Source organism: Bacillus sp. FSL L8-0199 (genome assembly GCF_038005705.1).
GTDB lineage: Bacteria > Bacillota > Bacilli > Bacillales > Bacillaceae_G > Bacillus_A > Bacillus_A cereus.
This window is the reverse complement of sequence record NZ_JBBOTS010000001.1, coordinates 2525206-2548958: the sequence shown is the minus strand read 5'-3', so window position 1 is coordinate 2548958 and position 23753 is coordinate 2525206. Positions and strand designations below refer to the sequence as shown.

Here is a 23753-nt window from a genome sequence, read left to right as displayed (position 1 = left end):
ACCTCCTTGTTCTATTATCATTAACAAAATTCGGAGGTATGATACTATTTGTCATCCATTTTTCATTCCCTTTTTAGCTTTCTTAATGGTTCAATATCTCCGCGTACAATAGCATCAATATTTCCAGTTATTTTTTCAATATCAAAATGCCACCATTGAATTTGCAATAATTCTTGAATTATTTCATTTGAAAATCTCTCTTTTATTTTATTTGCAGGGTTTCCACCAACAATTGTATATGGTGCGACGTCTCTAGTCACAACAGATTTAGCTGCAATGATTGCACCATCCCCTATTTTTATTCCGGGCATAATTGTTGTATCCATACCAATCCAAACGTCATTTCCTATAACTGTATCACCTTTATAAGGTAAATCAGACAAACTAGGTGTATACTTCTCCCACCCATTTCCAAATATATTAAATGGATATGCCGAAAATCCATCCATCCGATGATTGGCTCCGTTCATAATAAAGTTAACTCCAGATGCAATACAACAAAACTTTCCAATAGTAAGGCGATCTCCAAGAAATTCATAATGATGTAATACTCGATCTTCAAATGTTTCTCCATCTTTCGCATCATAATAAGAATAGTCACCAACAAGTATATTAGGTTTTGTTATTATATTTTTTATAAATTGAACGTTTTGATTGCCTTCAATAGGGTATTTAACATTTGGATTAGGATTCATTTTGTATAGCACTTCCTTTACCACTTATTTCACTTTCTACCGCTATTACTGGCTTTAAATTGTATATAGGTAAAATAAACAATAATCCAATTATAAAAAGTAAAGCCGTCCCTTCATACATCATACTTAATGAAAACATCTCTTTTAATGAGCCAGCTATACTCATCGTTACTACCATTGAACCGGTAAAAAGCGGACTTAAAATACCATTTACACGACCTATAAAATCGGTATCGCTATTTTGAATAATAAGCGTATTAATACCAATTTGGATACAAGGAAGAGCTAAACCACTAAAAAGCTGCGCTGTAAGTGTCACCCATAAATTTGTAGAATATCCTATAATGCCAATACCAATTGCTTGACCAAGCATACCGATAATTAACATCTTTTGCGGAGCAACGTTTTTCGCAAATACCATTGCTAATGCTCCGCCAACAATCATTCCCGCACCATTTACTGTTAGTAGCCACTGTAAACTCTCTTTTGATAATCCTAACTGCTCAGTCACAATAAATATACCTAATGGCTGAATTAATCCTATACCTAGTCCTGCAGCCATAAAACAAAGCCCTAGCAAAGTTAATGCTTTTTTCTTTTTGACATACTTAATACCATCCTTCATCTCCTGCAACAGAGTGATATCCTTCTTTTCTACGTCGTTTTCAAGATCTTTCGGAAGGAATAACAATACAACTGCCGCAAGTAAAAACGAAATACCTGTTATGATGATTGAAATATAAATTCCAAAACTATGAAAGATAAATGTCCCTAGTATTGGTCCTAATACCATAAATATTGCAAATATCGTTTGATATATAGACATTGCTAATTGAATTTGTTCCGTTGATAAATGTTGTTTAAACAACTTCATTCCAGATGGTTGTGAAAACTGTGAAAGGATTGCAGAGATGAGTGTCACAAAAAACACAATTTTCCACGTTCCAAACATAAGCGTAATTAATACAGCGAATACTGAAATGGAACTTAACGTTTCACACCATATCATTGTCTTCTTTGGCTTCCACCTATCAGCAAAAGTACCGCCAATAAATGAAAAAATAAAAATTGGAGCGAATTCAGCAACTGAAATCATCGAAATAGCAAAAGCATCACCTTTTGTCATTTCCATTACATATAGTAATACCGCAAAGTTTCGAACCCATATTCCTATTTGTAAAAATAATGCTGATGCTAAAATCCCTTGAACAAACCGATTTTTTAATACTTGTGATACCCCATTGTTTTGTTTCGTTACTACATTTGTCGACATAAAAAAGCCTCCTATTTCATGTTCTGAACAGGAGGCAGCACAAATCATATAAAAAGACTATATATTCGCAGAGCGATATACATCCCTTTTCTATAAATGTACAGACTAACCCTATTCAGAAGAATATTTCGTTTTTTAACGAAGATCTCTTACAAATAGAATTAGTTGATCATTGGGATGTTTTCACCCTTCCGTTTCGAATTTAAATAACACATACATACTCTATGTAAATCATTTTCGATGTATGCATGTCTCCTTTTAACTATTCTAGAAAGTTAAAGGCAATTCCTCTAAAGAACGCATTAAATAGTTACCTTGCCATTTAATTTCTTCACGATCGCCTTTTATTTGTAGTTCAGGCATTCGATTAAACAAAGTAGTAATAGCAATCTTTGCTTCTAACCTCGCAAGTGGAGCGCCTAAGCAGAAATGGCTACCATGACCAAAGGCAATGTGACGGTTGTTCTCCCGTGTAATATCAAATATTTCTGGATTTTCAAATACAGTTTCATCACGGTTTGCAGAAGCTAAGGCAATGACAACCATATCTCCTTTTTCGATTGTTTGGTCGTGAATTTGAAAAGGTTCCGCTGCCCATCTTGCAGTTGTAACCTCAACTGGAGAATAATAACGCAATCCTTCCTCAATAGCCGAATCAATTAGTTTTGGATTATCTTTTAATAACTGTAATTGATTTGGATTTTCAAGAAGTGCTAATACCGTATTTGTAATTAAATTCACTGTCGTCTCGTGTCCTGCTACAATTAATAGCATTATCATTGAATATAGTTCCCGAGCGCTAAGTTTATGTCCTTCACTCTCTGCAAGTATTAAAGCACTCACTAAGTCTTCTTTTGGCTCTTTTCGTTTAATATCAACTAAATATTGAAGATATGTAATAAACTCAGATAGTTGTTTTTCGGTCTCTTTTATTTCTTCAGGTGTTTCTGGTGATGCAATAACAGCATGAGACCAAATTCTAAATTTCGCTTGATCTTCTTTTGGAATACCGAGCATCTCACTTATTACAATAATCGGTAATGGAAATGAATAATCATCCACAAGATTTAATGTACCTTTTCGCTCTATATCACTTATCAAATCATCTGCTATTCTCTCAATTCTTTTGTCTAATTGTGCAATCATCTTCGGTGTAAAAGCTTTTTGAACTAAAGATCGTAAACGACTGTGGTTAGGTGGATCTGAATTTAACATATGTGTTGTTAAGTGGTCACTATTATCAACGGAAAGATACATGTTCTTTATATCTTGAGAAAACACATTTGTCCAATCTTTTTTTAAACGATTATCTTTTAAAAGTGGCAGAGCATCTTCATATCTAGTAATGAGCCATTCTTTACCGATTTCAACTTGGTTTACAAATAATATAGGTTGTTTTTTTCGCGATTCTTTATAAATTTCATACGCATCTTCTTTAAACTGAGCTGAAGCTAAATTAATGCCATCCTCTATGCTTAACCCAACTTTGTTTTTCATTGACATTGTATTCCCTCACTCTCATTTGTTTTTGAAAACCAACCCAACATATGCATTATACTCTAATAAAAACGTGAAAATTGTAAATTTTTAATCAAAATCTTACTTCGTATATTGAAAAATAAAAAAGTGAGAGAGTAAAATCGTTTCACTCTCCCACTTCTCTTTATGCGAAGCACATAAAATTACTAATTTGTTGATAGCGATAACTTACTTTACGACGACGACCACCTTGCCACGTGTAACCTGACACTCCATTTCTTCTCACTTCAGTCGGAAAAAACCATAAGACCCTTCCGAAAGGACCAGGACGATGTAAGCGTAAATAGCCCCATCTTCCTAGACAGTTACACATCCATGATTTCATATTACCTGATTGAGCCGGAGAAGCAAATGTAGACGGTAACGACGGCGCCTGTGACGGTGGTGGTGACGTTGGAGCATCTTCCGCATCATCTGGTCTGTAATCTTCTTGTTCAATATCTCTCACTTCATTTGTAGGTTCATACCCGTAGTCATGTGGATTATAATACATCGCTTGATCATATGGATAATTTTGTTGGTTATACATATTAACAAATCACCTTCTTTTCATTCATTACCTTTACCATTCATATGTGATATGCCCTCTCTGGGAAGCTTATGTATAGCCCAAATTCAACTTAAAAAGCTCGTATTATTAAAAATACGAGCCTTTCAAAAATAGAATGTGTTTATTATTTCCTTAACTTCACACTATAAAAACGCATTTCATCTAACGAACCTTCAAATTCAAATACTTCTTGTTTAATTAATTGTTTCAAACGATATTCTAAGAAAGTATCTCCAACCAATTGTTCAACAAGACCAAGTGCTTCACCAATTACTCTAGGAGCTTTGAGGAACTCTCGATCAGCACCCACACTTTTCGCGCATTCAATTATAAATTGATCAAAATAATCTTCCTGTACAGAATGCACTTCATTTTCTTTCCACACTCTTAAACATTCTATGCTTTCCGATAATCTATCCCACTCATTTTCAAACTTCATGCGCTTCTCTTCAGTTAAATAAGGTAGCTTTATAAAACTTTTTTGGAATAGAGCTAAACTTTCAGGTGGTAATTCTCCCGTTCCACGAATATCATACTCTTGTTTTAATATTTCTCTACTTGCTTCAGACGTATTAATAACTCGAATGTTTTTCTTATCCTTTAATTGTGCCATTACAAAACTTAGGCCTACATGTTCATGTGCATTATCAGCCTTCCAAATTGTAATAGGCGTTTCAACAGGAATAGTATGTAGTTCTTCTATAGTTGCTATAAATCTTGATAAATATTCTTCTTCAAAATAACTATCATAAGCTGTTAAGTTATTTATTAACCACTTCTGTCTTGCTAGTTGCCCCTCATTCGTATGCAACCTATATATCGGTCCAATTGAAAAGAATTCCGAAAAAGCAACAACACTCTCTTCAAATAATTCTTCTTGACTTAACATATATTTTAAGCAACCAGCCGTTGAATCATCAAAAGCAATATGTACGTGCATACTTTCTTTTACATTCCTTTTATAAGTAGGATTACTTGTTAATTGTTTCGGAATATCCATCAAATTTTTAATTGTATCTTCAGTATAGTTTTCTTCTAATAAGTTTAACTGTATGAGAATACTTTGAAGTAAATCTTTAGCCTCATCTTCGTACATATCCTCTACAGCATTTTTAATTTTATCTATCACACAAATCCCTCTATTCAATTCAAAAATAACGTAGATTATAGTGTATCATTTTAGTATAGTTCTTTAAAGTTAAATCCAGATTACTACAGCAATCTGGATTTTCAACAAAAGCTCTCCTTATATTTTTGAATTGCTAAATATTTTTACTTTGAAAATCCTTGTATCTAAATGTATAATTATATAAAAACAAAAATATAGGAGCTATATTTATGGATAAAGTACTTACAAATTATAAACATTACTTAAAAAATTGGAGATTTATATTTATTTGCATACTACCTGCTATTGCCTTATTCGTTACTTCCGATGTCATCTTTGAACTACTGTTTCATCAAAACTTCTACTTATCTAACTTAATTTCTGCTATCATATTATTTTTAATATTTATTAACGTTAAAGATAAATTTAAAATTAAAGGCTAAAAAACACTATTTCAAAATAGCTATTTATTATTGCATCCTACTATAAAATAAGGCTCGTAGTAGATTTTCATAAAAAATAAGAGCACCCTGCAATTGGATGCTCTTATGTGATTAGAGGTTTTTTCTGAGTATTAAGTAGGACACGAAGATCTTGTCCTACTTAATACTATATGCTTGTACTTATTATTTCGTGCATATATTAAGCACCATGTTCAGGTACTTAATATATGCATAGTCATTGCTAAAAAATCTAATCAAATATTCACTGTACAATTTCATATTTATAAATTAAAAAACATCCCCAATGGATGTTTTTTATCTAACATTTTAAGCTTCCATAAACTTAGCCGGTACACCAATTTTTTCAACTACAGAAGATATATTAGTAGGATTAATCATTACATTTTCAATACATACTAATTTATTTTCTAATATCCCATTCTCTGTAGTAATAAGTTCTTCAAACCGATCTAAAGTCATTGAGAATTTATGTTCACTTCCACCATTCATACTAACTTTTACATACTTCATAGTGTCACCGCCTTTCATAATAATTTACATTTCGACAAGAAGGCGCTTACATCCTTTTTATTTACTCTTAGATTTCTCACGTTTACATATATGTTGAGAAAAGAAACTACTATTATTCACTCACAAAATTATTGCTAATAAGAAAGATAAAGATAAAAATGCACAAAGTGGAATATATAAACCCGTATCCATTCTTGCAAAGTGCGTATCTTTTTGTCGTTTAAAGATACCAAAATAGTTAAACTCACCAATTACTCTAATAGAAAAGACAATCATACAAATCCAGGAACCGACTTGAATAATAACATTAGGAACTGCAAAATGAACAATATTTGCTTGTTGCAACAAAATTATTGCTGCCATACTTAATAATAATGCAATGAACAATGTCATTCCGGTGCGAGGTGTAAACGCCTTTTCCCCTGATTTAGTTGGAATAACACTATTTGTCCCCCAATTACCTCCGAAAGCCCAATATACATGTAAAAAGCTAACTAAGAATAATATACAAGCAGATATATATGTAATGATAAGCATTTTATCCTCCCCTTATTTTAGTTCCTATCTATAAAATATGCTATTCCCCTCCGCAATAGCAACCTTCATTTCATTACATAAAAAAACCGTAATGATTTATCAATATTAAGATAAGTCATTACGGGGTTATTAAACTTCATTATGCATTATACCTATTTCTTCGGCGTTCCATCCTTGTTTGACCTTGAACTGCATTTTCTTTGTATGGATCTATTTGCTCTGTCATTTCATATGTTGCAACTGGTTCTTCGTACTTATACTCATGGATTTTTTCTGGCATTTTACTTTTAGATTCTTTCCCACCAAACTTAAATAGTTTCATCCTTAATTTCGGTAATCTTGGAAGACGAATCTTAAATGATAATCTTTTGCGTTTCTTTTTTGGTCCAAGTAGATTTATATTTTCTTTATTATTATCTTTCTCTTTGCGGTGAATGAACATCGCAAGTAATCCTCCTATTACAAGTCCTCCAATTAATAGTAATATATATACATAATGGCTTGTCATTAAACTCGTTATGCGTTCAAGTATGACTAACGACTGTACTTCTTTTATATCCCATAGTAAAGCGGCCCATAATGAGAATAAGCCCAAAGTAAGTCCATATGTACGAAAACGGAATAAACATGGAATTAACGCGACACATGCAGCAATTTTCGCATTTGCTATGATTGAGCTTGTTGAAATATCCTGATGCCAAATAACTAACAGTAATGTTATAAATGGCGCATACGCTATCCAACTGCATATACGTGAATACATCTTTTTAGCAAAATAACTACCGAAACTAGTAAAAAATAAAAGCCCTCCAATATATATAGATTGTTCTAGAGGGATTTGCTTTGTAAGTCCTGCAATTGGAAAGAGGCCGCTCAGTAGCATTAAGAGCACATCTAATTTCTTCACAATTCCCCATTCCTTTCAAATTTTTTCAATTAATAAAAATCGTTTTTCCATATGAAATAGTTTTTGTATTTCTAAAAAACATATTAATCCTGTCTGCACATAAAGTAAATATGTAAACGAAAAGATACTTGACAAAGGATATCCTTATTTACATAAAAAAATGACAAATCCTGATCGATATAACGAGCAGGATTTGTTTACTAGTATTTAAAGTAGAATAATTGAATCTTTCTTTTCTACTTTTACTACATCTACATCCAATTCATCATCAAATTCTTTAAACTCTCTTGCATCTATGTCAGTAATATAACTCTTTATTACCTTTTCCATATGCATGGAATATGTCATGTGTACATTCTTTTTCGAAAGCATACTAGAATTACAGCACATGTAATGTATCATTTTAGCGATATAATCCCTTTCTACAGGTTTTACACCTAATGGTAGAATTTCAAGTATATATCGCTGAAAAATCCCACTACAATTAAGTGAATATTCACCAGTGCTATAATACATCCCTTTTTGATCTGCATATAAGCCAATGCTATCTAAAGCATCATCACATTCTATTAAACCGTAACTTGGTACATCAAAACCTGTATTTATTCTAATAATATTTAAATTTGGAACCTTTAACACCTCTGGAACAATTTCAGGTAAAATATCTGTATTAATTTCTTTATTTTGTAACTCTTTTATCCAATACCTTCTCAAATTTGCATCTACAATGAAAAAAACTTGTTCATTTTGTTCTTTTGCATATTGTACAATTTCCATTAATGTTTCGGAAACATATTGTTTAAAAAGAGCTCCCATATCATTTCTCTTTGATGGTTGTGGTAAAAATGCATTATGTTTATTTATATTTAATAATACGTAATCAATCGTTTGCCATTCTGTATTCCCATATAATTTATATAAAATTTCTTTTCCTTTTATTTTTGAAAGAATAGGTAAGAAATCAAATTTCGATATTCGTTCAATTGATAAATTAACATATATACAAGGTAAATTTATCTTATTCCAACTACGCTTCAAAAATCCTTTTTGCTCTAATAAACTAAAAACACTATTTACAATTGTTTTACGAGATACACTTTGGCCTATAAATAAATTAATAAATGTTGAAATACGGTTTGCTCGTGCAAATCCCTCTCTAATGATTTGTTTTGGATCAATTTTTTCTCGTCCATCACAATTTTTCAATGCGATTAATGCTAATGTCGCATCACTGCGCTCGCCCGCGGTAGCATAGACAGCTTTCGTAACATCATCTACAAGATTTGTTTTATATTTTTGGCAATATTGCATTTTATATGGATTTTGTAACACCTTTTCAATATTGTATCTCACAATCTTTAATAACACTGGAAAATCTGTATTCAAAACATAAGAATTTTCACCAACTTTAGTCAAAACAATTTGACTCTCAAGTAATGCTTGTTCTATTTCCAGCACTATATTTTCAGACCAAACTTCTAATGTTAATGTCTCTAATCCTTTTGGTGCAAATAAAGGAAATAATTCATTTTTGTTATTTGTTGCTATCTTTTTACATTCTGGAAGTATTGTGAAATAAGAGAATTTACGCTGAAATTCTTTAAATAAATACTCTCTTTCCTTTACTTTTATACCCGGTTCTATTTTAGTACCTTGAACTTTATAAATTCTCTCATTGTATGGAAATAACACCCTTTTATTTTCCCCTACAATATAATCTTTCGGATATTGGAGAATATGGTCTAAATCCACCTCTCCCCCTATTTGAAAATCATCTTTTAAATTTCTAAATATTTTAATCCATTTCATACCGGTTGTAGCTTGTTGTATTTTTAGTTTTACAAACCGTATTTTTTTATTATTTGACGCAAACTCTGAGGTAGAAATCAATATCATGCCTCGTTTCCGTCTTAAAAGTAAAGGAATATCTGGATGATTATATTCTTGATAAAATCTCCGAATCCCTATTGAAATATTTAATAATGGAGCGTTCTCACCACCACGGGTTATGCATTGGAATCGATATACATAGGAGAAAAAATCTTGTGTTTTTTCATCTTTTATCGGCTCTGACATCGCCTCACAAATATTTTGTGATCTAAGAGGAGAAAAATAGATTTCTTCTTCATTTGTATTTTCTAAATATATAGGACGCTCACAAAAAATATGTGAGATTAAAGCGGGTACCCACTTAGAATACGTTTCATTATCATGTAGTACTGGCAAATTAGAAATCAAATCGGATTGCCATTCATATTTTGGTGGTTCTACTAATCTATTTGGCTTCCAATCATGAATAATCTCATACCAACTTTGAAAAATATAATCGAGTTGCTCTTGTTTAATAGGTTCTTTTGATACAATCCATGGTATATTTTCATTTAATACGTACGGATTATGCTGAATAAACAATATATCCGAAAACATATCATATAATCTTTTATTCAAACGTTTCAACTTACTCGTTAATAAAAACGTCTTATAATGTATCTCTACGATGTCCAGCCATTCAATAGGAAAGTATATAAATGATACCTCTTCATTTAAAAGGGGTTCTACTATATTTTCAAATGTTAACAGCCTTAATTTTTTCATAAAATGATTCCTTTCTTCGATTGTCTTGATTATCAAAAAGCTAGAACAATAATTACTTAATCTAATTCATTTAAACGAAGTATTTAAAAGAAAAGTAAAAACTATTTATCTAAACAAAACATTATCAAAATGACTCTTTTAAAAATTAAAAGTAATTATCATATACAGCCCCCTTACATTTATATTTTAATACATTTGAATTATACAATTTAATTGGTATATTGTACTTATCATTTACAATAAATTTACAAAAAACTAAAAAAACACCTTAAATCGGTGCTCTCTTTACAAATATTAAGCGTTATGTGACTGAACATATAGATAACAGTAATGCTCCAAATGAAATTGCTCCTAGTAAACCTACTACAAATCCTGTTAAACAAATACAATCAGCGAGACAAATAGAAGACTGCGATAATGGAACGAATGACCTACTTGTACCCGACCCATATTGTTTTATTTTTTCATAATTCATATCTAACATTAAATGTAGACATGTTACACCATCCTCAATAGTATGTAGAGATTCTTTTTCTAATCGCTCCAATAATTTACTATCAAAAGAAACTGATAGAGGATACTGCTTATCTAATTTCATATTTTCATAAATTAGTTGCAAACGAGATAACATATTGTTTTTCTTCTTTTCAGATGTTACTGTACATTTCATATTATTAAATTCATTTAATAACAGTGATAATTCATCTCTTTTTCCGTATAAATCTTTAGCTATTTTTCTCTTTAGTTTATACGAATGGAAAATAGATTTTAGTTCAACCATATTCATACACTTCCTAATTACATATTATTTACCCAATTATTTTATAGATAAACAGTACTTTTTAATCTTATTTAAAATACACTCAAGCAACTTATTTTACTATCGATTAACATTACATTAACCTTACACGGTTGTAATAAAATCATTAGCTAGAAGGAAGCAATGCCCAAACTAGACAGATATTTAATGATAAAACCATAAGAAAAAAACAATGATTAGATTTTAAATCTAGTCATTGCTTTATCCATCACATCTTGATTACATCTATATATCTTATTGTTACTCTTTTACTTGAATGATTGAATATATCCATGAATAATGGCTATATTCTTTGTCGGCACGTACATATATAACTAATGTTTTTTAATTGATAAAGTGAAAATTTAATCAGCTCTCACCAATCGGGATTTTATGGGCAGTCCGCCACCTAACTTCTCTTTGCTCTCACTGAATTTTTTTGGGGATGTTACTACCCGCAACTAGCAAGATAGATGTTATCAATATTCATACGTTACAATAGTACCGGTAGTATCAGTAAAACCATCAAAACAGTTAGAGCAACCACCACAGCCGCCACAACCTCCGCAACCTCCACAACCAAAACAACCGAAGCAACCAATACAACGGAAGCCACCACAACGGAAGCCGCCACAACGACCTCCACCACAACCGCCACAACGACCACAACCGCCACAGCGACGAGCAGCATCTTCAATATAGTAATACGGATATTGGTTTTGCTGGTCCCAATAGACAATATTTCCAGACCGGTAATCATTAAGGCTTAACGCTTGTAGTTCTTGTTGAAACTGATTCATTTTCATAACCTCCGTTTATAAAATACAACCTCATCAATACTTCCCTATATTCCTGTTCGTTACATCTAAGTAGAAATAGCGCTATAAACTAAGTTCAATACGTACACCCACAAAGTATGACTTATCACTAGATGATGCACCTTGTTCATATACCTATTTTTACTATGGGCTCATTTTTATAAAGTGAAAATTTAATCAGTGGGGTTTTGTTCATCCCCTACCTAACTTCTTTGCTTCCGCTGAATTTTGAGGTGGGGGGCTTACTGCCCGGCAAATAGCGAGATAAATAAAAATTAAAAAATATGAATTCTAGCGTCATATCTTCATACTTACTAAGTTCAATTAATTTCTCAATAATTATGATCCATATCCTATATATTTCCGTCTGCTGCTTAGATTTTTCTGTACTGTAAATGGCTTTCGCTATAACACCTCCAAGTGACCAGTTTCTATGACGGTTAAGAAATTCCAACAAAAAAAGCCCTAATTAGGGCTTTTCATTCTATTTCTCCAGCAAATCTCTATATGAAATTGCTAATTGAAAAAAGACACATTTAGATTGATGCGTCTTTTTTTGATGCCTCTTTTGTGAAATCATATAAAGCAATTGCGCCTAAAAGAACAAGTATCCCTTGAGGAACATCTAGCAAAATAGTTTTCCAAATTTCTGGAATTACCCATTTAATATCTGCTGCTGTTTCAAGATATGTTTGGAAATAGCTGATTGTAAAATTAATTATCCCTAAAAATACAAATAACGATAAACCAAATCGAATTAATTTCTTATTTGTAAACATATAACACCTCTCAAAATTCATTGGATATTCCTGCTTTTGCTTCTTTATATTCCCATATCTCTATATATAATTTTAACACATAAAGAACTCAAAAAGATACAATATGCATATTTGCATATTGTATGAACAGCATTCCATGATGATTTAGCAATTCCCGTAAAGAAAAAGCAAATCCATTACAATTAACAGAGCCGGTTTCTTTTCTTATTTAACTTCATACCACCAATCTTTACGTTTTTTGAATGTAAAATAAATGTGGCAGAAATTTATCCAGTTAATTCGTAGACAATTAAATTAGCTAACTTATCGATATTCTATTTCGCCATATCCGTAGCACTAATGACTTTACACAAATTTGACAAGAAAAAATATATAGATAGGTATGATCCACACCTATCTATAACATTACTTCTATTCTTTATCCAATTACGTCTTTTACGTCTGTATCCACTGGCCACTTTTCTAATGTATAAGCCATTTCCCAAAATGAATATTCATATTGACTGCTAATAATAAAATGCTGTTTCATACGCTTGCGGTCTGCCTCTGTTACTTTTTCAGCAATAGTATCTAACCGTGTAATTTGTTCTTCAACTAGCGTACGGAACCAATCAGATCCATAAGCAGAAATCCATTCGTTATAAATTGCCTCTTCCGGCTGGCACTCTTTTAAGCGTTCACCAATTTCATAATACAACCAATAGCAAGGTAAAATTGCTGCAATAATATCTCCTAAATGCCCTTCATACGCAGCACGATACATATGTGAAGTATACGCATATGCAGTTGGCGCAGGAATAAAATTATCTTTTTCTTCTTTTGTTATCCCTAGCTTTTTAGCAAAATTCTCATGTAAAGATAACTCTGCTTCATATGTATTTTGAGCATGATGTGCCATACGAGCTGTCGTCTCTAATTCAAGAGCTTTTGCAGCTCCTAAAGTTTGTACTCTAGCAAAATGGCTCAAATAATATGAATCTTGAAGCACATAATAACGAAAACTAGCTAAATCTAACGTTCCTTCGCCAAGTTTTTTTACAAAAGGATGGTTAAAACTCGCTTCCCAAATTGAATCTACTTCTTTACGTAATGATTGTGAAAAAGTCATTTAAATCCCTCCAATAATATATAAAATATAACTATTTATCCACAATTATTAAAGCTGTAAAATAAAAAAACTTTCTTTACAGGCGTAAAGAAAGTGAAATTGACAGTATTTATTTACTCATTAAATAGCAACGTCTTTCCCACTTCCCTACGCTGGCATTAACCAGATCAGGTACTAAGAGTCTCAAAATCACATTTGATCTCAGCCTATAAAAGGCCCCCCTAGTGGATAAATATTTTGTTTTTATAATGTATTCATCATAGCATACTTCGTGAAACTGTCAAAAAATTAGTTATATAATTCCCTTAAAACCCTTCTTCTTTTCTAACTTTTAATGATGTTTCAATAATCATATCTAATAGTTTGCTATAACTAATTCCCGCTGCTTCTGCACTTTTTGGCAATAAACTTGATTGTGTCATCCCTGGTAATGTATTAATTTCCATTACATATGGAATTCCGTCCTTCACCATCATATCAACTCTTGCATAAACACTACATTTTAATGCTTTATAACAAGCAAGTGACGCTTTATTTACACGTTCATTAATTTCTGCTGGAAGTTCGATAACTTCCTCAACTGTACTAGTATCATCATATTTTGCATTGTAGTCAAAGAACTCGGCTGCATGTCGAATTGAAACTATAGGTAACTGTTTTCCATCCAGAATTGAACATGTAATTTCATCACCTTTTATATACTTCTCAATTACTACTTCAGAATCCCATTCGAATACAGTTTCTAGCATTGAGATCAATTCATTTTTATTATAAACGATTTTCACTCCGACACTCGATCCGCCAGAGTTTGGTTTTACTACTAATGGAAATCCTAACTTATCTAACTCATCAAGATTTAGATCCTCCATTTTTGTAAGTTCAATCCAATCTGGTGTTTCTACACCTTCATAACGTAAAATCTTTTTCGAAATATTTTTATCCATACATATACTGCTAGATAACATATTACTTCCGCTATAAGGAATTCCTAAACTCTCCAGTGTTCCTTGAACTGTCCCATCTTCTCCGTATTTTCCGTGTAACGCGAGCAACGCAAAGTCAATGTCTTTCGCTTTTTCAATTAAATCCACTTTTTCATTTAATGTAATTGGAACTATTTCATACTTATTTTTATCTAAATGAGCAATCATTTCATTCCCCGTCATAATTGAAACTTGTTTTTCAGACGATACCCCGCCCATAATAACACCGATTTTCATTTTCTCAACTCCAAATTTCATTTTTTATTGTATCACCAATTATTTTAATTCCCCGAACTATTTCTTCTTCTTTCAAGCGCGAAAACCCTAATCGGAAAGTGTTCGCTCCTTCTCCATCAGAGTAAAAAACATCTCCAGGTGAAAACGTAACGCCTTTCTCATAACACTTTTGTAAAAGTGTGCGGGCATTCATATGCTCTTCTAGTTCTATAAATAAATGAAGTCCACCATCTCCAGTCATTCTTTTGAAATGAATGTACTGGTTACATGCCCCGACAGCTAACTCATATTTTTTCTTATAAACAGATCTTGCCTTTTTTAAATATTTCTCAAAATATCCCTCATGTAAATATTGAAACAGAACAGCTTGATCTAACGTAGATGTGTGGATCGTTCTTGCTCTTTTTACGCTTTCTAAATAATGAATCAGCTCTTTATCTGCAATAATCCAGCCTACACGTAAACCAGGGAAAAGTACCTTTGAAAAGCTACTAATATAAATCACATTATTGCCAGCTCCAGCAAAAGTTAATAATGGAGCTAAATGTGAACCTGAATAACGTAATTCTTCATTAAATCCGTCCTCTATAATAGGAACCTTGTATTTTGAGAATAACCTCATCAATTCCGTCCTTTTCTCTGAACTCGTAACAATACCAGTTGGATTATGATAAGAAGGAATTAAATAAGCAAAATCAAAATCTTTTTCACGCAAACTTTTTTCAACTTCATTCGTATCAATACCATCCTCATGCATATCAATCCCATGAACTTCAAGTCCATGTAAACGGAAAAGCTTAAGTGCAGCGTGGTGAGTTGGATTCTCACAAATGACACGCCCGGATTTTTTTGATAAAGAAGAGAGTACAATATCCAATCCTTCTGTAAATCCATTTGTAATTAGAATATCTTTATTCGAAATGTCTACACCTTTCATTTCCATGTAATGAAGTAAATAATTCATTAACGGTCTATATCCCTTTGCATATCCGTAGTTCAATACGATGTCTCCTTCAATGGACATACGAGTAAGAAAAGCTCTTTTGAAATTTTCAACATCAAATAGCTTCTCATCCGGGGCTATACTATTAAAAACAATCATTCCTTTTTCCCAACGAACACCATGTTTCATTAAATCTAATTCATCCGCTAATGCGGTCACTGTATTAAGTTTATTTTTCCAATCTATTTCAACAGACGAAGTGTTAGATATATCCACCTTCGCAACAAAGTTCCCTTTTCCTTTAACTGCATAAATGAGTCCTTCTTGCTCTAAATCTGCATAAGCAGCGAGTACAGTGTTTCTACTCACACTTAGTAATTCACTTAGTTCCCTTGTTGATGGGATTTTTTGATCCCCGAGCAAATGCCCTTTCATAATCATCTTCTTCAAATAATCTTTCAATTGAATATAAACGGGACGATCTTTAACAACTTTAAAATCCTTAAACAATTCCTTACCCCCTGCAATCATTTTTGCATATTTATTTCATTCTCAAAAGGTCCACGACATATGTATTTTTTATAAAAGGCGGTACGGTCTTACAAATCTTTTCGATATAAGTTAATTACATCTTTTAAAGCTGCAGCTGCAGCGCCTCGTGGATTAGAAGCCCCACCAATTGTAGTAACTTGTCCCATCGTATCTGTAAAGAACGTAATTCCTTTTTCGGTCCCATTTACTTTTGCTAACGGATGATTTTTTTCTATTTCGCACGGTTCAACATTTAAATTGACATTGCCCCCCTCATCCTTATATGTTGATGCTATTAATTTAATAATTTTATGTTGTTCCTTAGCATTTCTAATTTGCTGTTTTGTAACGTGCTCGATTCCTTTTATATGTATATCAGTAAGTGTTTTCTCTGTTCCCATTAAGCTGTTTGTCAAAAGTAACAATTTACACGCACTATCTGAACCACTTATATCTAATATAGGGTTTGTCTCAGCAATTCCTTTATCTTGTGCTTCTTTCAATGCTTCTTCAAATGTCATATCTTCCTCATACATTTTCGTAAGAATATAATTAGTTGTTCCATTTAATATTCCTTCTATTTTTTCAATACTGCAACCCGCTAAACTAAATTGTCCGATATCTAGGGTCGGTAGTGCAGCGGCTGTTGCACCGCTATATCGAATTCGTACATTGGCGCCTCTTGCTGCTTCATTTATTTCTCTCCAGTTTGTAACGAGCGCCCCTTTAGAAATTGCTACTATATCCATCTGTTTCTCAATCGCTTGTTTCATATATTGTTTCCCTGGATTTCCATCTTTAAGATTTGTAACTGTTGATTCTACCAATACAGTACCACTTATGCTAGTTGTTGCACGTTCCTTCGGATGATACTCTAAATATTTTTCAATTGCAGCGGTACCGCCACCATACATCAATAAATGATGAAGTGATAAGCCGTCTTCATTATGTATCGCAATATTTCTCCCTAATACGCCACTTACAACTAATTGAATCCCATATGTTTCATATATATATGAATATTTTTCATTTAATAATTTTATAAACTCTCTACCTACTGTTCCGTATCCTGATAATACAACTTGAATTTTCATAATATCCCCCCATATTTTTCTACCAAATCCCTCTTTCAATATAATATAAAGCGCTCTCGAATTCCATCGAGAGCGCTTTATTATTACCTATTTCGGTAAACGTGATAGCTTTTCAGCAATTGTTCTATAAAACTCTTGAATGCTAGAAAAACCTAATGAGTCTGAAACACTTAATCCTACCATATCGAGATGATCCCAATTCGCTTTCGTTTCGATATGATTCCATTTTCCAATCTGTAATGACTCATTATTATTTACAGCAACATTAGAAGAGGGTGCAATCATAGAATTTGTATTTACTACACCATCATTTTGCCACCAAGAAGTATCAACTAACGGACGGTTTTCTTCATATCTCGCATAAGAACCTAAGAAAAATGCATTTCCCATTAACACTTTATTCATCGTTATATGAGGCAAATGTAAACCTGTTATAGGTGCTGCTTGTGATGCATGCCCACTATAGGATAAGTAATACACATCTGGTTGCGTCTTTACCCAATTATTTAACTCCTTTGCACCATCTGTACTTAAATCCCATTGACTTATATCTTTTGTATTTTTCCAAAGTGAACTATTTAGAATACGATTACTATATTGGAAAAAGGACTCTCCAGCATTTTTCTTTATACCCCATTGATCCAATTTAAAATCATATAATGATAAATTATTGTTTCCTCCAAAGCTTGCAGCTGTAATGAGTAAATCTTTAACGAACGGCAGTAGAAGACTACCATCCGCAAGTGTTGTACCGTTGTGAGGGGTTGCTAATGTTGTAACACTATGAACATATGATTTTCCGCCTTCAAATAGTGGTGATATTTTGGTGTCTGGGTGATTTTTTACATAATTCTTTTCTTCAAAACTACCTTCTTTTAATAGCTGTACTAATGTTCTAATCGTTTGTCCACCCATGCTATGTCCAACTAAATGAACTTTATTTGTTTCACTCCAATTCGGCGCAAAACCACTATAAGTTCTGCCAAAACGATTATGTCCATGTTTCTCAGCATGTACTGCACCATAGTCTACTGTCCCACCGCTAATTTGTGCATACAATTCACATGCACGATCCCAGTTACTAGAAACAGGTCCAACAGCTGCGGTATGTACCGTATAACCATTGCGTTTCAAATCTTCCTGTATATCATGAACACCACCCCAATATTTTACGCCAAGCATTTCTTCTCTACCCCATCCAGCAAATCCATTCACCAATATGATAGGATAATTATTTTGTTGCCTCTCTTCAGCGTATGATATTTTCGCTGCGAATGAACATACGGTCACTAATGCGAAAAAACATATTTTTAAAAATAACTTCCCCATACTTTCTCCCCCTAATAAAACGTTTACATTTTTCTTTTTTAAAAAATAACAGAATACTTTAATAACTTAAACATAATGTAAAGTATTTTATATACGTTGTATATATAGAAAACATATACAGATGTTGATAAATATTAATTCAAATAAACATTTACTTTTTACAATACAACTTGTAAATCTGTTTATTAGAATTTATAATTAAATATAGTTTCCTCATGTTAAAAAGATTTAAAAACCATAAGAAAACTAATCTCATTGCTTGAAAAGGAGGAAAAAAGCATGCAAATCGGATCAAATATTCATACATTATCTCAACCTACTAAAATAACTCCATCTACTCTTGAGCATAATACTATCTCTTCTACTAAACTTGAAAGTAAGAAAGTAAATGATCCTATCAAGTTCGATATTCGTTCATCCGAAAAAGAAATGAAACAGCCTGAACATAAATTTAATGAATTAGATTTATGGAAGATGTTAAAGGATAAAGGTGTTCCTTTATGGATTATACTTGAAATGCTACAAAAGGCTCGTAAAGAAAAAGAAGCACAAAATAATTCAGTTCAAAATTCAAATGCGATTGAAGAAACGAGTGAGACTCGATTAAATGAAGTAATGTAAAGCATAATAATTGATTTGTCTATAAACTAAAAAGAGTTCGAAGCTGATGAAATTTTTATCAACTTCGAACTCTTTTTTAAGGTTTTTCGCCAATCGTTACAAAGTGAAAAGATACTTCTCCTTCCAAACCTTTAATTAACTTTTTTACTTTGACATTTTCATTAACCAATGTATTATCTGTCGACATTTTAGGTTTTTCGTCACCTAGTGATTTTTTCAAATGAAGAAGATGCATTTTCATTTCATTTGCCTTTATTTCTTTATAAACACTATTTTTTGCTACAATCATATACCATTCCGTTGAATATTTACGATTGTTACCTATCCAAGCATCACTATCGTATGTAACAGGAATCTCTTCCTCTCCTATTTTAATACTTTTCATAGTCTTATTGTCTTCACTTGTAAATAATAGCGCCCCTTCTTTTGGAAATTTCGGTAACGTATCTATAATATAATTGGAGCCATTATCTTGTTTTCGAAAAAGTTTTTCTTTAATCAATGCTTGTGCTGTAGATTCATTTAAAATTAAGACATTTCCATTTCCAACTTCCCCTTTTTTCACAGAAAACACTTCATTTTCTTCCGTAATTTCCTGATAACGATTAATAATTGGTGAAATATTATTTTCATCTCCAATAATTAATACACCGTTTGCAGGAAATGGATTTTCCTTTTTAGAACATGCACTAAAACTTATTAATAGTAGTATCGTTAACATAAAAATAGTTAAAGTTCTTTTCATCTCGTTTCCTTTCATCATACAGTTCATTTTTCTACATACTTTATTGTAGTCTTACAAGCTAATAAATTCTATTGCTCCATAACCTTATAAAGCTTTTGCAGATAACGCCAACGGGTTATAAAGAAATATAAAACTTGTATACATATAAATGAAATTAAAATAACGATAGAGCTATTTATGATAGAAAAATCGACTAATTGCTGTAATGCTATATAAGCGACTACAGTATGAATCACTGCAACGACAATTGGTAAAAAGAACATTAATAATAACTGTCTCGTTACAACTTTTTTTAACTCACCTTTACTTAATCCCATTTTCGAAATCATTTTATATTGCTGCTGATCGCGATCCAAATCTGTATATAATCGGAAATAAATAAAACTAGCAGCAAATGTAAAGAAGACGATTCCGACTAAAATACTTACCATAAGTAATAAACCATTCTTTTGCTTTGCTTCCAACAAGTTTAATGTTAAAGCTTCAAAGTAGAAATCTCTGTCCCTAAGATCTTTATCAAATATACTCTTTAATTGATTGGAAATCTCTTTCGTTTTTATCCAATCATCTACAACAAATCCGTAAGTACGATATGGAATTTCTTTATTAACTGGGTCACTAGTAAGAGGCATTCCATCATATACCTGATCTTGAACAGCGATATAAATAGTTCTAGAATCGTGTGGTAAAACTAAATTTTCTACAGCTTTTTTCACATGAAATGTCTTTGTCCAGTCACCTTGAATGACTTCTATATTCTTTTTATACTCGCCATTTTTAAATTCTTGTTTTTGTGATACGACTCCAGGAATTAATAAAATTTCATCTTCTTTTTCAATTGTTTCTTGTTGATAGCCTAGTGCTTTAGCAAGATCGTTGTATTCACTTAACTTCATTACATTTACGCCATTTTCTGTGTATATATATGAAGATGAAGCCATTCGATACGGAATATTAGCATCAGAAAGGTGCTTTTTTATAATAGAAAGATTTTTATTCAATACTTTGTCATTTTCAAAACTTCCATACAAAAATGTATACGGATTTGTCATCCTTACCAAATCCCTATTTCCAATTGCGGCTGTTGTACCAATTGCTGTAAATGCAACTGCTGAAACAATAGATACTATAAAAAACATCGTTGCATTATCTTTCATACGGTAAATTAATTCAGAAAATGTTAATATATTTGTTCTCTTTAAAAAGAAAGATTCTCTCCTTTTAGCAAGGCGCAATATATACACGCTACACTGTGTATATAAAAAGTACGTTCCTATAATTACTAGGAGCACACCTATTCCAAGCGTAATAAAATTGGTACTTGGTATGAAGCGAAATACTGAAAAATATCCATACCCTATACTAATTAAAGAAAGTAGCGATAATAAAACTGAAGATTTCGGTTCAGGTTTTGGCTTTTCCTCTGCTCGAATAAGTTCCACAAGTTCCGTTACTTTTATCATTTTAAATGTAAATAATGAAACAATTAAAAACAAGAAAAGAAATGTGATAACTGTTAATAATACAGCCCGCACTGGTATATAAAAAGGTAAACCATTATTAATCATTAATACACTTGCACTTATCAATAAGACTAGTTTAGAAAATATGAGTCCAATGAAAATCCCTATACAAATTGAACCAAGTCCAATCAACATATTTTCAATTAATAATAATTTCTTAAGCTGTCTCATTGACATACCTTGCATCATTAAAACGCCAAATTCTTTCTTACGCGTTTTTAAAAACGAACTAACTGAATATAAAATGAAGAAAAATGAAAATACAAAAATCAATCCTTGCGAAACTGAAAATCCCAATGTACCAAATGCACTTATTGTTGCACTTGTCGATTTCAACTCACCTTGTAAATCAGGATGAAATAATAAAAGAGCATACGTAAAGAAAATCATAATAGAAAATGCACTACTTAAAAAATGGGCAGCATATGTACGCTTATTACGAAAAATATTATTAAATGCGAACTGACGAAAAGTCATGCCTTTTCCCTCCTAACAAAGAAAGGACATCCATAATCTTTTGATAAAAGGCTTGTCTGCTTTCACCACAATAAATTTCGTTATATAGTTGACCATCTTTAATAAAGATTACTCGGCTGCAAAAGCTCGCTGCATACGGATCATGTGTAACTAACATCATCGTTGCTTTTTCTTCTTTATTTAGAGTATCCAGCATCTCCATTACATCATTTGAAGATTTAGAGTCCAAGTTCCCTGTTGGTTCATCTGCAAGTAATAATTGCGGCTTATGAACAATCGCACGAGCGATTGCTGTCCTTTGAGCTTGTCCCCCTGATATTTCAAACGTTCTTTTATTCAATATATCTGTAATATTTAACTTCTCTGCAATCTCTTCCAATCGCTTGTTCATTTCTTGCACGGAAACACCATCTAAAGTCATCGGCAATACGATGTTTTCTTTTACAGTAAGTGTGCTAAGAAGATTAAATGATTGAAAAACAAATCCTAATTGTTTTCTGCGGAATAACGCTAATTCTTCTGATGATAATTGAAAAGGATTTGTGTCATTAATAAATATTTCTCCCGATGATGGAGAATCAATAGTAGATACCATATTTAATAACGTTGTTTTTCCGCTACCTGATGGACCCATAATTCCTACAAATTCACCTTCTTGAATTGATAAATCAATATCTACTAATGCTTTATAAGGTACTTTCCCTTTATATACTTTACTAATACTTTTTGCATGTAAAATTTCCATGTATATTCTCCCTTCATTTCCACTGCTCACTATAAAGTGTAAATGAATTGTCTTACAGCTCATATTGATTCATCTTTCATTTACCTTACACGCTTGTAAGATTTCTAAAAAAACTGACAACATAATTATTTCAAACTAAAATTAACGCATAACTATCTTATAATAATTGTATAGTAGTAGGAAATATAATGTATAATAAATCTTTATTATATAAATGAGAAAAGACCGATTGCTATCGGTCTTTTACTACCAAACGTTATATTTTTATCCACTCAGATTTTCTCAATATATAATGATTATATATTTGATTTTCTATCCTCTGTTGGCTCTTATAAATAAACCCGCATTTTTCAATAACTTTATTTGATGCTACATTGTTAATTAAAGCAATTGCGTTAAGGACATTTAAATTTGTTTCTTTAAACAAATAGTCAATTAAACCTTTAGTCGCTTTTGTAGCATGGCCATGATTTTGATATTCATTTGAGATAGCATACATTACCTCTCTGTTTGGTGAAGGGAGTTCTTCTTTCATACCTGTGCAGCACCATCCAATGAGTTCATTTGTAGCTTTCTTAAATATTCCTAGCTTTAACATATAATTATCTATGTTATTCGTAGTTTTCACTGCATCAAGAAATGCTTTGTTTGCTGGTATTTCATAATCTGCAATCCAATCCACCCTTTGTTCTTTCGTTGATTTCCAGTCTGGTAAAAATTTTGCTATTTCCGGTTGATTTGCTATTTTATAAATACTCTCTGCATCTTTGACCGTAAACTCTTGCAAGTATATATCTCCACAATCTATTTTAAATAACTTAGTGAATCTCTCTTCTCCCATGT

General features: G+C 32.0%; 23 protein-coding genes and 1 riboswitch. Of the genes, 2 read left to right on the top strand and 21 right to left on the bottom strand.

Annotated elements, in window-relative coordinates; genetic code table 11:
• Positions 1-62: 62 nt before the first annotated feature.
• The 5 genes from NST86_RS13220 to NST86_RS13200 all read right to left on the bottom strand — a co-directional run bounded on the left by NST86_RS13220 (position 63) and on the right by NST86_RS13200 (position 5186).
• Entirely contained in the window at positions 63-695 is a 633-nt protein-coding gene (locus tag NST86_RS13220; RefSeq protein WP_001069249.1) for a Vat family streptogramin A O-acetyltransferase, read from the bottom strand.
• A complete protein-coding gene (locus NST86_RS13215) occupies positions 685-1968 on the bottom strand; it encodes an MFS transporter (protein ID WP_000106395.1) in 1284 nt (427 codons plus the stop codon). Before NST86_RS13215 ends, NST86_RS13220 begins: the two co-directional genes overlap by 11 nt.
• Before the next feature lie 267 nt (positions 1969-2235).
• Positions 2236-3471, bottom strand: coding sequence for a cytochrome P450 family protein (locus NST86_RS13210; protein WP_016117990.1), 1236 nt, complete (start codon positions 3469-3471; stop codon positions 2236-2238).
• 160 nt (positions 3472-3631) lie between these two features.
• Entirely contained in the window at positions 3632-4036 is a 405-nt protein-coding gene (locus NST86_RS13205; protein ID WP_340933976.1) for a hypothetical protein, read from the bottom strand.
• A 145-nt stretch (positions 4037-4181) separates the two neighbouring features.
• Positions 4182-5186 carry a DUF1835 domain-containing protein gene (locus NST86_RS13200; protein WP_016117989.1) on the bottom strand — a complete coding sequence of 335 codons (1005 nt, stop codon included), beginning with the start codon at positions 5184-5186 and terminating at the stop codon, positions 4182-4184.
• Positions 5187-5395: 209 nt separating this feature from the next.
• Between NST86_RS13200 and NST86_RS13195 the strand changes: the two genes are divergently transcribed.
• On the top strand, positions 5396-5608 hold the full coding sequence (locus NST86_RS13195) for a hypothetical protein (protein ID WP_000362070.1): 213 nt from the start codon (positions 5396-5398) through the stop codon (positions 5606-5608).
• Positions 5609-5935: 327 nt separating this feature from the next.
• On the opposite strand, the gene NST86_RS13190 is transcribed toward NST86_RS13195, so the two are convergent.
• The 12 genes from NST86_RS13190 to NST86_RS13135 form a co-directional block, all read right to left on the bottom strand.
• Positions 5936-6139 (bottom strand): hypothetical protein, encoded by a 204-nt coding sequence (locus tag NST86_RS13190; RefSeq protein ID WP_000878369.1) that lies wholly within the window; start codon positions 6137-6139, stop codon positions 5936-5938.
• Positions 6140-6259: 120 nt separating this feature from the next.
• Positions 6260-6676, bottom strand: a complete 417-nt coding sequence (locus tag NST86_RS13185; RefSeq protein WP_016117988.1) for a DUF3995 domain-containing protein — start codon at positions 6674-6676, stop codon at positions 6260-6262.
• Positions 6677-6815: 139 nt separating this feature from the next.
• Complete coding sequence (locus tag NST86_RS13180) at positions 6816-7583, bottom strand: DUF3959 family protein (protein ID WP_000732185.1); 768 nt, start codon at positions 7581-7583, stop codon at positions 6816-6818.
• 207 nt (positions 7584-7790) lie between these two features.
• Positions 7791-10178: an RNaseH domain-containing protein gene (locus NST86_RS13175; protein ID WP_340933971.1), complete on the bottom strand. Its 2388-nt coding sequence runs from the start codon at positions 10176-10178 to the stop codon at positions 7791-7793.
• 301 nt (positions 10179-10479) lie between these two features.
• A complete protein-coding gene (locus NST86_RS13170; RefSeq protein ID WP_001999865.1) occupies positions 10480-10965 on the bottom strand; it encodes a hypothetical protein in 486 nt (161 codons plus the stop codon).
• 491 nt (positions 10966-11456) lie between these two features.
• Positions 11457-11777 carry a heterocycloanthracin/sonorensin family bacteriocin gene (locus NST86_RS13165; protein ID WP_001071364.1) on the bottom strand — a complete coding sequence of 107 codons (321 nt, stop codon included), beginning with the start codon at positions 11775-11777 and terminating at the stop codon, positions 11457-11459.
• Between the two features lie 554 nt (positions 11778-12331).
• Positions 12332-12595 (bottom strand): DUF3937 family protein, encoded by a 264-nt coding sequence (locus NST86_RS13160; protein WP_002101034.1) that lies wholly within the window; start codon positions 12593-12595, stop codon positions 12332-12334.
• Positions 12596-12992: 397 nt separating this feature from the next.
• Positions 12993-13682, bottom strand: a complete 690-nt coding sequence (gene tenA / locus NST86_RS13155; RefSeq protein WP_000144508.1) for a thiaminase II — start codon at positions 13680-13682, stop codon at positions 12993-12995.
• Positions 13683-13809: 127 nt separating this feature from the next.
• A riboswitch (TPP riboswitch) is annotated at positions 13810-13915 on the bottom strand.
• 72 nt (positions 13916-13987) lie between these two features.
• Positions 13988-14902, bottom strand: coding sequence for a D-alanine--D-alanine ligase (locus NST86_RS13150; RefSeq protein WP_001999863.1), 915 nt, complete (start codon positions 14900-14902; stop codon positions 13988-13990).
• A 4-nt stretch (positions 14903-14906) separates the two neighbouring features.
• Positions 14907-16355 carry a MocR-like pyridoxine biosynthesis transcription factor PdxR gene (gene pdxR, locus NST86_RS13145; protein ID WP_000471609.1) on the bottom strand — a complete coding sequence of 483 codons (1449 nt, stop codon included), beginning with the start codon at positions 16353-16355 and terminating at the stop codon, positions 14907-14909.
• 89 nt (positions 16356-16444) lie between these two features.
• Positions 16445-17470, bottom strand: coding sequence for a homoserine dehydrogenase (locus NST86_RS13140; protein WP_061662918.1), 1026 nt, complete (start codon positions 17468-17470; stop codon positions 16445-16447).
• Positions 17471-17557: 87 nt separating this feature from the next.
• On the bottom strand, positions 17558-18799 hold the full coding sequence (locus NST86_RS13135; protein WP_061662919.1) for an esterase/lipase family protein: 1242 nt from the start codon (positions 18797-18799) through the stop codon (positions 17558-17560).
• Between the two features lie 279 nt (positions 18800-19078).
• Here NST86_RS13135 and NST86_RS13130 point away from each other — a divergent pair, with 279 nt between their 5' ends.
• Positions 19079-19420, top strand: coding sequence for a DUF3914 domain-containing protein (locus NST86_RS13130; RefSeq protein WP_001165518.1), 342 nt, complete (start codon positions 19079-19081; stop codon positions 19418-19420).
• A 76-nt stretch (positions 19421-19496) separates the two neighbouring features.
• On the opposite strand, the gene NST86_RS13125 is transcribed toward NST86_RS13130, so the two are convergent.
• The 4 genes from NST86_RS13125 to NST86_RS13110 all read right to left on the bottom strand — a co-directional run bounded on the left by NST86_RS13125 (position 19497) and on the right by NST86_RS13110 (position 23751).
• A complete protein-coding gene (locus NST86_RS13125; protein ID WP_000975419.1) occupies positions 19497-20183 on the bottom strand; it encodes a lipoprotein BA_5634 family protein in 687 nt (228 codons plus the stop codon).
• 50 nt (positions 20184-20233) lie between these two features.
• Entirely contained in the window at positions 20234-22165 is a 1932-nt protein-coding gene (locus NST86_RS13120; RefSeq protein ID WP_044797372.1) for an ABC transporter permease, read from the bottom strand.
• Entirely contained in the window at positions 22140-22910 is a 771-nt protein-coding gene (locus tag NST86_RS13115; protein WP_000404273.1) for an ABC transporter ATP-binding protein, read from the bottom strand. Before NST86_RS13115 ends, NST86_RS13120 begins: the two co-directional genes overlap by 26 nt.
• Before the next feature lie 256 nt (positions 22911-23166).
• Positions 23167-23751 carry a GNAT family N-acetyltransferase gene (locus tag NST86_RS13110; protein WP_000503530.1) on the bottom strand — a complete coding sequence of 195 codons (585 nt, stop codon included), beginning with the start codon at positions 23749-23751 and terminating at the stop codon, positions 23167-23169.
• Positions 23752-23753 lie beyond the last annotated feature (2 nt).